The sequence below is a fragment of the Verrucomicrobiia bacterium genome (assembly GCA_026414565.1).
Classification (GTDB): Bacteria; Verrucomicrobiota; Verrucomicrobiia; order Limisphaerales; family Fontisphaeraceae; genus Fontisphaera.
In genome coordinates, this window is sequence record JAOAIT010000021.1 from 17,719 (window position 1) to 28,844 (window position 11,126).

8 protein-coding genes are annotated in these 11,126 nt (G+C 64.2%); 3 read left to right on the forward strand and 5 right to left on the reverse strand.

All coding sequences use genetic code 11. The features are described 5' to 3' along the window. Positions 1-11: 11 nt before the first annotated feature. Entirely contained in the window at positions 12-920 is a 909-nt protein-coding gene (locus N3J91_05805) for a sugar phosphate isomerase/epimerase (GenBank protein ID MCX8155949.1), read from the reverse strand. A gap of 177 nt (positions 921-1,097) precedes the next feature. Here N3J91_05805 and N3J91_05810 point away from each other — a divergent pair, with 177 nt between their 5' ends. Further along, positions 1,098-1,889, forward strand: coding sequence for an MBL fold metallo-hydrolase (locus N3J91_05810; protein ID MCX8155950.1), 792 nt, complete (start codon positions 1,098-1,100; stop codon positions 1,887-1,889). Between the two features lie 78 nt (positions 1,890-1,967). Further along, positions 1,968-3,341 (forward strand): tRNA uridine-5-carboxymethylaminomethyl(34) synthesis GTPase MnmE, encoded by a 1,374-nt coding sequence (gene mnmE / locus N3J91_05815; GenBank protein ID MCX8155951.1) that lies wholly within the window; start codon positions 1,968-1,970, stop codon positions 3,339-3,341. 88 nt (positions 3,342-3,429) lie between these two features. Here the strand turns inward: mnmE and N3J91_05820 are convergent, their stop codons facing one another. Genes N3J91_05820 through N3J91_05830 form a run of 3 tightly spaced genes read right to left on the reverse strand, consistent with a single transcriptional unit; the run spans position 3,430 to position 7,432 of the window. Beyond that, complete coding sequence (locus N3J91_05820) at positions 3,430-4,638, reverse strand: hypothetical protein (protein MCX8155952.1); 1,209 nt, start codon at positions 4,636-4,638, stop codon at positions 3,430-3,432. Continuing rightward, the gene (locus N3J91_05825; GenBank protein MCX8155953.1) at positions 4,635-6,191 is read right to left on the reverse strand and encodes a PQQ-binding-like beta-propeller repeat protein; all 1,557 of its coding nucleotides are present in this window, start codon (positions 6,189-6,191) and stop codon (positions 4,635-4,637) included. Before N3J91_05825 ends, N3J91_05820 begins: the two co-directional genes overlap by 4 nt. Beyond that, positions 6,188-7,432 carry a PQQ-like beta-propeller repeat protein gene (locus N3J91_05830; protein MCX8155954.1) on the reverse strand — a complete coding sequence of 415 codons (1,245 nt, stop codon included), beginning with the start codon at positions 7,430-7,432 and terminating at the stop codon, positions 6,188-6,190. Before N3J91_05830 ends, N3J91_05825 begins: the two co-directional genes overlap by 4 nt. A gap of 619 nt (positions 7,433-8,051) precedes the next feature. Here N3J91_05830 and N3J91_05835 point away from each other — a divergent pair. Continuing rightward, positions 8,052-10,730 carry a heparinase II/III-family protein gene (locus tag N3J91_05835; GenBank protein MCX8155955.1) on the forward strand — a complete coding sequence of 893 codons (2,679 nt, stop codon included), beginning with the start codon at positions 8,052-8,054 and terminating at the stop codon, positions 10,728-10,730. Here the strand turns inward: N3J91_05835 and N3J91_05840 are convergent. Further along, on the reverse strand, positions 10,690-11,019 hold the full coding sequence (locus N3J91_05840) for a DJ-1/PfpI family protein (GenBank protein ID MCX8155956.1): 330 nt from the start codon (positions 11,017-11,019) through the stop codon (positions 10,690-10,692). The genes N3J91_05835 and N3J91_05840 overlap by 41 nt on opposite strands. Between the last annotated feature and the right edge of the window lie 107 nt (positions 11,020-11,126).

Consider the following 11,126-nt stretch of genomic DNA (forward strand, 5'->3'; position numbering starts at 1 on the left):
GCTGGCAATCTTCATGAGGCCAGAGCCTCCTGCAACGCCTTGAGCCAGCGCGGCACGGCTTCCCAGGGGTCTTCGGCTGCTTCGTATTCCAAGGCCACGTACCCCTGATAATTGGCCTCCCGCAGGATGCGCACCAGGCGCGGCAAGTCGGCCGGTTCCGGCTTGGCGGCGCCTTTGCGGCGCACCTCCACCTTGACCTGGACGTTCACGGCGTAGGGGGCGCAGGCGGCCAGCTCGGCATACGGATCTTCACTGGTAAAGTTGCCCGTGTCGAGATTCACGCCAAACCACGGGCTGTTGACCGCCTTGACGATGCCCAGCAGTTGCTCCGCCGTGGTGACAATGCCGCCGTGGTTTTCCAGCCCCAGTATGACGCCCTTGTCCCCGGCGTAGGCGCAACATTCCTCAATGGCCTCAATGCAGTTGCGGGTGGCTTCCGCCAGCGGGATTTCCTTGGGCGCCGGCCCGGCAAAGATGCGGATGTGGGGCGCCCCCATCAGGGCGGCGTAATCAATCCATTCTTTGACGCTGGCGATCTCCTTCTGCAGGGCCTCGCCCTTGGGCCGGGCAAAGTTGTTGCCCACCGCCGTGCCACTCAAGGACACCCCGCGCAGAAAGGCGTGGCGCCGCAGCCGCAGCAGGTACTCGCGGGTGAGCGGCTTGGGAAAATAATAACTCGTGACCTCGGCGGCGGGCAGCCCCTGGTCCGCGCAATAGTCCACAAAGGAAAACATGTCCAAACTACGGGGCTGGCCGGGTTTGAGGAAAAAGTTGCGGAAAGAATAGGCGGCCAGGCTGGGCACCAGGCGGGGGCGCCCCGGGCGTTTCAATGGCTCCATGGCGGTCAACGGCGTCAGACCGGCCAGGAGTGCCGCACCGCCCGTCCATTGGAGAAACATGCGTCGTGGAACAATTCTCATGGCCGCAAGTTTAACGCATTATTGCCGGTTCTCCAGCCTGTTTTTGGTGCCTAACGGCATGGCGCGCCGCCTGAGCCGGGTGGGCGGCCTGGGCCGTGGAAGGATGGCTGGAACGGCCCGCTCCGGGGCGCGAGAAAAGATTGAATAATACTAAAAATGAGGCATGGTCTGGGAGGTATGAAAGCGTGGAAACCAATTTTCTCCGGGAGCTGGCGGCATTGCGTCAGCGCCTTTGTTGCCGCTGCAACCCTTATCATGGCGGTGCGCGCCGCCGCCGCACTGCCGCCGCCGGATGTCCTGCCGGCTGAAGGCGGTGAAATCATGGTGCAGCCCCTGCAGCATGCCACGCTGGGGTTGCGTTGGAAGGAGCACACTGTTTTGGTGGACCCGGTGGGCGGGGCGGCCTTGTTCACCAACCTGCCCAGGCCGACGCTGGTTCTGCTGACGGATATACACGGCGATCATTACCAGCTCTCCACTTTGCAGGCCCTCCTCACCGAAAAAACCCTGCTTGTGGCACCGCCCGCGGTCACGGCCCAGTTGCCGGAAGCCTTGCGCAGCCGCACAACAACTTTGACCAATGGGCAATCGGCCGTGGTGGGGGGCGTTGCCGTGGAAGCCATTGCCGCCTACAACCTGGCGGAAGAACGCCAGAAATTTCATCCCAAAGGCCGGGGCAATGGTTATGTCATCACGCTGGGCGGCAAGCGCGTGTACGTGAGCGGCGACACCGAGGACATCCCGGAGATGCGCGCTTTGCAGAAGATTGACGTGGCCTTCTTGTGCATGAATCTGCCCTACACCATGACGGTGGAGCAGGCGGCGGAGGCCGTCAAAGCCTTCCGGCCGCGCATCGTTTATCCCTACCATTCCCGCGGCTCTGATTTGAATCGTTTCAAGGAATTGCTGGCCGGCGAAAAGGACGTGGAAGTGCGGCTGCGCAATTGGTACGCCACCGCCGGACGTTGAGGCGCGCCGGCGAGATTGCCAGAAGTCGCACACCATCCGCCCCTTGGCCTTTGCAGGGACAGGGCGGAGCAGCTCATCATGATTTTCGAGGATACCATCGCCGCAATCTCCACCCCCCTGGGGGAAGGGGGGCTGGCGGTATTGCGATTGTCCGGTCCCCAGGCGCTGGTAATCGCGGACAAATGTTTCCAGCCGGTGGGCCGCTCCGCCCTGCGGCCCACGGAGGCACCGACACACACCCTGCACTATGGCTATTTGCAGCGTGATGGCCGGGTGGTGGACGAAGTGTTGCTGGCGGTGATGCGCGCCCCGCGCACTTATACTTGTGAAGATGTCGTGGAAATTTCCTGCCACGGCGGCCTTCTGACCGCCCGCCTGGCGCTGGAAACCTTGCTGGCGGCCGGCGCGCGGCTGGCGCACCCGGGGGAGTTCACCCGCCGGGCCTTCCTCAATGGCCGGCTGGATTTGACTCAGGCCGAGGCCGTGGCGGATGTGATTCACGCCCGGACGGAGCTGGCGCTCGCCGCCGCGCAGGAGCAGCTTTCCGGCAAATTGTCGCAGCGCATCCGCCAACTGCGGCAGGATTTGCTGCACGTGCTGGCGCATATTGAGGCCCATCTGGATTTTCCGGAGGAGGACATTGCCCCCGACAGCCGTGAGCAGTTGAGCGCCCGCCTGGCCGCCGCCCGGCGTTTTATGGAGGAATTGCTGCGCACCGCCCGGGAAGGCCGCCTGCTGCGGCAGGGGGTGCGCGCCGCCATCGTGGGCCGCCCCAACGTGGGCAAGTCCTCCCTGCTCAACCTGCTGTTGGGGCATGACCGCGCCATTGTTTCGCCCGTGGCCGGCACCACCCGCGACACCATCGAAGAAACAGCCAACATCCGCGGGTTGCCGGTGGTCTTTGTGGACACCGCGGGTTTGCGGGACACCACGGATGTGATTGAAGCCGAGGGCGTGCGCCGCAGTCAGGAGGCCCTGCGCCGGGCCGAGCTGGTGTTGCAGGTCCTGGACGTTTCCGAGCCATTGACTTCCCTTGACCAACGCTATTTGCAGGAGTTGAGCGGCCGCCCGCGCATCCTCGTCTGCAACAAGGCCGATTTGCGTGCGCAATGGACGCTGCCGCCGGATTTTCCCGCCCCCGTGGTGACGGTGAGCTGTGTTACGGGCGCGGGCGTGGAAAACTTGAAAGACGCCATCAAAAACCTTGTCTGGCAGGGGGAGGTGCGGGCGGAGATGCTGGAGGTGATGATCAATGCGCGGCATCAGGACGCCCTGCGGCGGGCCCTGGAGGCCGCCGCCCGGGCGCATCAAGCCCTGCTGGCCGACGCCACGCTGGAATGCGTGGCGCTGGATTTGCGCATCGCCGTCAACACGGTGGGCGAAATTACTGGCCAGACCGCCACGGAGGACTTGCTGGACACCATCTTCAGCCAGTTCTGCATTGGCAAGTAACGGGTCCTGCCCGGGTGGATGTCCCGGTGGCGCCCGGCGCCGGCAATGTCGTCAATGATGCGAGGCTCAGGACAGTCCGCCGGCACGGTCATTGGGGTCGAAACTTGCGCACGTCACGCCAGACGGTTTTTCCGTGGGCTTCGAGAGCCTGGACCAGGCACTCCAGCCAAATGCAATCCCCCCGGCAACTGGGGGCGCTGAGCAGGTAGCTGGCCAGGGTTGGGGCATCGGCGCCCACGACCCAACGTTCCACGGGAAAGATCATGCCCATCATTTCCGGCTGTACCAACCCCACGCCCTCATCGCCCGTATAGTCGCGCTGGAAATAGGGCGCATCCAACAGCCACCACAGGGGAAGGCGCGCTTTGCCTGCCGCATGGCGTTTGAGCGTTTCCTCGCGCACATGATCAGCCAGGTAGCGGCCAATTTCAGGGGAAAGGCCATGAAACATCATGCCGCGGTAAATGGAGCCGTCCTGCGCGGGCCAGTAGAGGCCGCCATTGTTGTTACGCCCATACATGCGGGCGGTGTTGCGCTCGATCTGGCTCATGCGCTGCTCGTCCGTGCGTATGGCGGGATCCCCCATAAAGCCCAGGCCCATCACCAGATGGTTGCTTAAATTGAGCCATGCCCGCCGACCCGTCTCCGCGTCGCCAAAAACCTCCGCCAGCCGAATCATGGCAAGGTGGGCGTTCATGGTGGCGAAAATGTCGGTTTGCGGGAGCTTCGCCTCGTAGCAAGCTTTGATTTGGCCCCAATGCGGTCGGACGGCATCGAAATCGTTTGCCCGCCAGGCCCATAACCAGACGCCGTAGAGGGATTGAACGGTGGGCCGCGCGGCCTGCCAGCCGGGCGTCCAATTGCCGACGCGGTGGAGGGGGTGAAATTCGCGGCGCGTGCCGGGGACATCCGCCTCAAGCCGGCCCGGATTCCACGGCGCGAATCTGGCCGACGCAAAATGTTCGTGCACGTAACGGCGCGCCGCCGCCTGGCGGTCTGCCGGTAAATGTGGAAAAGCCCAGCCCAGAGTGGTGACGATGCGCCCAGGTTCAAGATATACGAAATAAGCCTCAACGGCTTCATCGGCATGATTCACCCGCCAGGGGGTCAGGAACCCGGCCTTGAGCACATCATCTATCTGTTCTATCAGCTCCGCCCGCAACCAGGCAGTCTGTTCAGCAGGGAGGTCTTCCGCCACCGGAAACTCCCAGGCGTAACGGTCCACCTTCAGGTCGGCAGCGGCCCCCGTCAACCCCGTGGCCAGCAGCAGGGTAAAGCACAAGACATGAGCCTTCATGGGGGAGATCCTGCGGCAGTTTCGACGGCGGTGATGCCATAGCTCTCGCACAAGTAAAGGCGGCCATTGGCGACGGCGGCGCCCACCCGGCCGGCCGTGGCTGGCGAAGGCGTCCGGGGCAGGCCGTCCTGACGGCGATCCACATACATGACGGGAGCGCTCCACACTCCGCCGTCCCGGTCGCGCACTTCGACCTGGACCTGATAATGCCGGCGCGCCTCCAAGTCCATCGCGTAAGTGCCACGGAAACGCTGCCGCCAATAACAAAAGCGCCCCCCGGTGGTCAGAGCGTAAAGGTTGTCGGTTTCCATGGGCCAGACATGCGCCGGCGGGCCGGCGTCAAGGGGTTTGCGGCGGCCGGTTGCGATGTCCACGGCGGCCAGGTCCAGGAAATAGCGTGTGCCGAAAGCCCCGCCGCGCCCCACCAGAGCCGGATGCCGCGTTGGCCACCAGGCCACCAGCTCCCCCCGCGAGGTGACGGCGGGCGGGTTGGGCGGCTGACCGCATCCCTCTGACGGCCCGCACGGAATGACATACGGCTCGGTTAAATCCTCCAGGTTCAACGCGAAGAAGCTTTTCCAGTCGTGTGGTGCGGACAAGGGGCCAAACGCGGCCCTGCCTTCGAGCCAGAGAAGGAATTTCTCCTCCTCGTCGGCCAGACTGGTGGCGGTGGCCAGCAGCGGGTCATTCACATATTCACTGCCCACACACCACGCGGGCGCGGTGCGCACCCAGAGCCTGCCTGCATGAATCACCGGCCATTGCAACCGAAAGCTTTGGCCGTAAATCTGCCGGGTGGCGGTAATGGTGCCGTCTCTGGCATCGAGCCGGTAAACTTTCAGGTTCTCCGCCACGGCATAAACAGCATTGCTGGTGGCAGCCAGACTGCCTTGCACCGCCGCGCCCAGGCGCGCGGACTGCCATAAAACCCGGCCTGATTCCAGGTGCATGGCGCAGACCAGACCCGCATGGTTGGCGACGTACAAGCGGTCTCCCGCCAGGCAGGGCGCTCCTGTGATGGCTCTGCCCGTGGACACAGTCCAGAGCGGACGTCCGTTATTCAGGTGATAGGCATGCACGCTGCCGCGCAGCGAGGCAAAAACCACCACTTCCCCTGCTGCGGCGCCGGTGGCCAGGCTGCCGCCAGGCAGGTCAGCTTCCCAGGCGGTCGCGCCATCCTCTTCCTGAATGGCAAATACCTTGCCTTCCAAGGAAGCCACCAGCACGCGGCCCCGATGAACAATCGGCTGCATCGTTCCGGCCAGAGTGAAGGGGACCTGCGCGGGCAACGGGTAGGATTTGCCGGGGCCGCTGGTCAGATCATTCGTCCAACCCGGGGCGCCCGGTCGGGACAACCGGTTGCGCAGGGTGCCCGCCGGGCCAAACCACAGCCAGCGCGCCCGGTATGGAGGCGCGACCTCGTCCGCGCTGCGCCCCGTGCGCGCAGCATCTGCTTGCAACTGGGGCCAGTCAGCCGCGGGCAAAGCGGGAGCGCCGGCCCAGAACAGCAGGGCCAGAGGCAGCAGGCACTGCAGGACGCGGCCGTGTCTCATGGCAGATTTACGCGGACGAGCAGGCCCTGCTTATTGCGGGCATAGACGCAATCGCCGGCCACCAGGGGCGCGGTCCAGCAGTCCCCGCTCAAGATTTGGACCCGGCCAGCCTCGCGATATCCCTCGGGGGACGGCACCACCATTAACAGCTCCCCCTTGGCAGTGAGCACCAACAGCCGCTCATCCACCAGCGTCAGGTTGCCGAAACCAAACCCTTCACGCGCCCAGACCACTTCGCCGTCACGCAGACGCAGACACCGCAGCTCGCAGCGGGGGCCATCCTGCTGATTGCCGTGGATGCCGTAAACATGCTCTCCCACCACGGCCAAATTCGAGAAGTGGCAGCGCAGGTTCTTATTGTACCAAACAGGATTGGACTTGCCCAGCTCGACCAATTGCACCCCGAAGCCGTACCCGCCACTCAGGAGCACACGATTGCCGATGAGCAGCGGCTGGGTGGAGGTGACTCCATAAGGCACTTTCCAGGGCGTGGACCACACCACCTTTCCGTCGGCGGGATCCACGATGACCCATTGGTTTTCATTGGCAAGCGACACGAGCTTCCGTCCGTTGAACGTCACGGGTTGGGGGGTGGTGTAGCCGGAAGTGCCCACCGGCTCGTTCTTCCAGACTGTGGAAGGCCGCGGGGGGCTTTTCCAGGCGGTTTCGCCGGTGGCGGCGCGCACCGCCAGGCCGTGATCTCCCACCGACCAGATCAGCAGGCCGTCCCAGGGCAGCGGCGAGCCGCTGAAGCCCCAGTAGGGCGGCTTTTCCCCGATTTCGGCCGGCACGTCCCGCCACCACCGCAGCGCGCCCGTAGCGGCCTCCAGGCAGAGCAAACGGCCATCGCGGCTCATGGTGTACACCATGCCGGCTTGCACGCAGGGCGTGACGCGCGGCCCGGCCTCGTCAGGCTTGGCGATGCCCATGGCCCGGCACGGATACCGATAACGCCAGCGCAACTGGCCGCTCGCGGCATCCAGTGCCGAAATCCAGTCCTCGTCGGCCACATTGCCGAAAGCAATCACCAGCCCATCGTGGGTGGCCACACTGGCAAAACCGGCGCCAACCTCGGCCCGCCAGGCCACCGTGGGCAGGCGCTGGGTCCAGTCCCATCGGTCGGCCCCGTGGGCTTTGCTCTGTAGGCCTGCCACCAGGGCGGCCAGAAAAACCAGCCGGGCGAGGCGTAATCGGTCTGCAAGGGCTGATACAAACGTGTGCCGGGGGAGACGCGGTTTCATAACGATATGGTGTAGGTTGGGGGTGGCTTACGTTCTAAAATAAGTCGAACCTTCCGGTGGACGTTGGACAAGAAAGGGGTGAACTTGGCACGCACCAAGCCCGTCGGGGCCTGCTCCAGCGGCGCTGGTTGTTCTTCCAGCTTGGCCTCGACGGCAACCCCCCAGAATCGCTACGTGATGCCATTGCAAGTTGGATAATTTTAAGCATAAACAGTTACACCATGATTTGTCCAGCTCGCAGGGGGTGATGATTCGCATCAGCATTTTTCGCAAGACGTCCGTCGCCCGGTTCTCTTTGGCCGGCCAGCGCGGCAGCTACCCACAGCGTTCGTGGCTTCCGGTTGGCGGAGAAACCAGTCTGCGGGTGAACCATTCTCCCTGGTCGCAAAGTTATGGATGGTCCGGACGATTCCCCCTGGGACGGAACAGGTGGCCACCGCAACCTTGCCTTTGCCTCCAGCCGTCTAGCGCTTCGCTTCTCTTCAGGAACGAAGCCGCGCCAGCTTCTGCCGAAAGTTCGGCAGCCTGTGCGGGCATGGCCGCGACCTGCATCACGATGGGCGGGGGATCACCGATTTTGGACTTGTCCCAAGGACACCACCTTATATTTTGCCTCATTATGCAATTTCCCCTGCCCACCGCTCTGTTGGGTGCCGCTTTGCTGGTGACGGTCAGCGCGCGCGCCCTGGAGTACAGCACCAGTTTTCCAGCAGAAGAGGCCCATCAATGGCGTTTTCGCCCCGAAGGAGGCGCCACCCTGATGTTTCCGCCCGCAGGCGAACCCGCAGGCTTGCGGTGGAAGAGCGACGCGATAGTGGTGGCCACACGGGAGCTGGAGGTTGGCGCCGGCCCTTGCGAGATCGCGGTGGACCTGCGGATCACCGCCGGGCGGCGGGAAACGTGGCGTCACGGCGGCATCGCCATTGCGTTGGGCACCGCTCCTCCCGATTTGGCCGGCGGGGAAGATTGGTCCATAGTTTTTGCGGCCAAAGAGCAGGGGGTGATCGCCACTGCCATGCGGGATCGTCCCATGTGGGGGCGGGAAGTTTATCCCGGCGCATGGAATGTGGTTTCGCACGAGCTGGCCGAGCGTTTCCAAACCACCATGGGCGGGGCGGGCGGGCATCATTTCAGCGTGCAGTGGCCCAATACCTGGCTGGAGGGGACCTGGCTGCGTTTTCACGCCTGGAGGGACAGCCGCCACACTCTGCGTTTCACGCTTTACCACGGCGATGGCATGGCGGCGCCCTGGTGGGAGGCCTCATTGACCTTGCCGGCCGAATTTCGCGAGAAGCCCTTGCGCTGGTTGTCGGTCTTCACAGTCAACAACGAGCCGCTTTACCAGCCGGGGGCCAAGCCGCTCACTCATGCCCAGCTCGCGGGCGTCGTCGAGGGTGTGCGCGTGCGCACCTTGGATGAGGAAAAACCCAGGCTGGCCCAGCCGCTGCCGGTCCCGGAGATGGCATTTGCCAAAGAACGCGGGCCTTCAGCCTGGTTCCCCAAGGGCGGCCTGGAAGAATTGCGGGACAAGTTTCACTCGCCCGCCTTTGCCGATTACAAGGCGGTTTTGTTGCGTCACGCGGGCCAGGTCAAGCCGCAGGGCGAAGCCGCTCCCGCGCATGCCAGTTCCCTGGCGGAGCTGTTATGGGCCTATCTGCTGACCGGGGAGGAGACCTTCCTTGACCGTCTTTGGCCGCAACTGGACGCTGCCAGCGGTTACTCTGAATCCTTGCCCTCCCTCAAATGGGATGCGCCCGGCCACCTGCGTCAGCGTTTGCAGGTGAATGAGTTTGAGCTGCATCGCTACGTTGATCTGGCGATGATCTATGACACGCTCTATGACCGGCTGAATCCCCTGCGTCGGAGCCAGATCCAGCGGGCCTTGCGCCGGCTGCTGGCGCATTACGAACGGCAGATCAAGGCCAACGACTGGTGGTATCGCAATAATCCCAGCAACACCATCGGGGTGGGCAATGCGGGGAGCGCCCTGGTGGCGCTGGCCTTGCGCCATGACGACCCTGAACTGGCGCGGCGGGTGATCGCGCTTGCGGTCAAGACCTTCCACGAGCACTTTCGCAGCGTGGCGTCCGATGGCGGCTGTCTGGAGGGAAACATGTATTGGAACTATGGACTGCACCTGCCGCTGCTCCTCGGTTACGCGCTGCGCAATGTGGACGGGGACGACCGGGGGCTGTTGCGCTCGCCGCACTTCGCCAACGCCCACCGTTATGTGGAAAACAACCTGGGTGGCGATGGCCAGATGATTTGCTTCAATGACACCCAGCCGTGGTTGAACGGCTGGGTGGTTGTCAGCGCCGCCGGCAGCGAGTTTAACCGCCCCTTGCTGCGCTGGCTGGCCGATTACGAAGCGCGGGCCTTCGCCAAGGGACCCACTTTTGCCGAACAGGACCGCGGTTTGTACGCGATTGGTGCCTTTCTGTTGCGCGATCGGCAACCGGCTCCCCAACGTTTCCCCGGCCTGCCCACTTTGTCGGTGCTGGAAAGCATTTGCGAAGGGGTGATGCGGTCGGAAGGCGACCGGTTCATTCCGCGCCTGGTGACGGGGGTGAAGGGCAACGGCAGGTTGAACACCCACCATGCCCAGCAGGACCAGGGCAGTTTTGTACTCTACGCCCACGGCGAGGCCTTCCTGATTGACCCCGGCTATTTTGAAGGCGAGGCGACCAAGCACAGCCTGCCGCTCATTGGCACCAACCGGAGTCTCAACCCCACCGCCCACGCTCCCATCCTGGACGCTTGGGAGAGCGGCGACTTGCGCTCTATGACGGTGGATGCCACCGCGGCCTATGGCGGCAGGAGCGGACAGGGAACGCCATCGTCCGCCAAATCCGTGCGCCGCATTTTCGTGCAGGTGGGCGCGCTCGCCCTGGTGGTGCTCGATGAGGTGGTCCCCGGCGAAACCGGGGCGGACATTCACGCGCAGTATCAGATCGGGCAACCGGTCAAGGTGGAAGGCGCGCAGGCGGTGCTCACCGGCGCCCAGGGCACGGTCACCCTCACAACCGACGGCCCGCCCATGACCTTGCGGGTCACGCCGCGGCAGTTTAGCCGGGAGTGGGTTTTCACCCAAACCAAGGTGCCCTGGCAAACGTTGGAGGGGACGTACCCGGCCGATCCCGCCACGCCCCTGCTCACCGTCCTCGCCCCCGCCGCGCGGGGTGATCAACCCGTCCGTGCCCGCGTCACCCGCGCCGGTGAAACCATCACGGTGGGCCTGGCCGGCGCCGAGGTGAAATTCATTCGCCAGGCGAAAGGCTGGTCGGCCGTCCGTCCTTAGTCCTCCCAGCCGTCAGGTAGTCCTGGATCATGCTGACGAACTGCCGCATCCAGAGGGACATATCCTTTTTGCCTCGGGCGCAGAGGAGATTGCCGCAGCGGACCACCGGTGCCTCGACATATTCGGCGCCGCACACCGTAACGTCAAAGCGGCACTTGGGGATGGTTGTGACCTGGCGTCCGCGGAGCACGCCGGCGGCGGCATCAGCGACGATGACCTGGAAGCCCCCAGCGGCCTGGCCTTGGCGGACGGCTTCCTCTATGTCATTAGCGGCAATGGCACCGTACACCAACGCGTGGGCATGCCGTCCGAATGGCGCTCCCTGGGCCGCGCCCTCTCTTCCGGCCGCCGCGATCTGCCGGTGTTGGCGGCGGACAAGGCGGGCAACTTGTACGC

What these genes read in the sequence shown, in the direction of transcription:
- N3J91_05805 (MCX8155949.1), bottom strand. Translation starts at nt 920, where the DNA reads ATGAGAATTGTTCCACGACGCATGTTTCTCCAATGGACGGGCGGTGCG.
- N3J91_05810 (MCX8155950.1), top strand. Translation starts at nt 1,098, where the DNA reads ATGAAAGCGTGGAAACCAATTTTCTCCGGGAGCTGGCGGCATTGCGTC.
- mnmE (MCX8155951.1), top strand. Translation starts at nt 1,968, where the DNA reads ATGATTTTCGAGGATACCATCGCCGCAATCTCCACCCCCCTGGGGGAA.
- N3J91_05820 (MCX8155952.1), bottom strand. Translation starts at nt 4,638, where the DNA reads ATGAAGGCTCATGTCTTGTGCTTTACCCTGCTGCTGGCCACGGGGTTG.
- N3J91_05825 (MCX8155953.1), bottom strand. Translation starts at nt 6,191, where the DNA reads ATGAGACACGGCCGCGTCCTGCAGTGCCTGCTGCCTCTGGCCCTGCTG.
- N3J91_05830 (MCX8155954.1), bottom strand. Translation starts at nt 7,432, where the DNA reads ATGAAACCGCGTCTCCCCCGGCACACGTTTGTATCAGCCCTTGCAGAC.
- N3J91_05835 (MCX8155955.1), top strand. Translation starts at nt 8,052, where the DNA reads ATGCAATTTCCCCTGCCCACCGCTCTGTTGGGTGCCGCTTTGCTGGTG.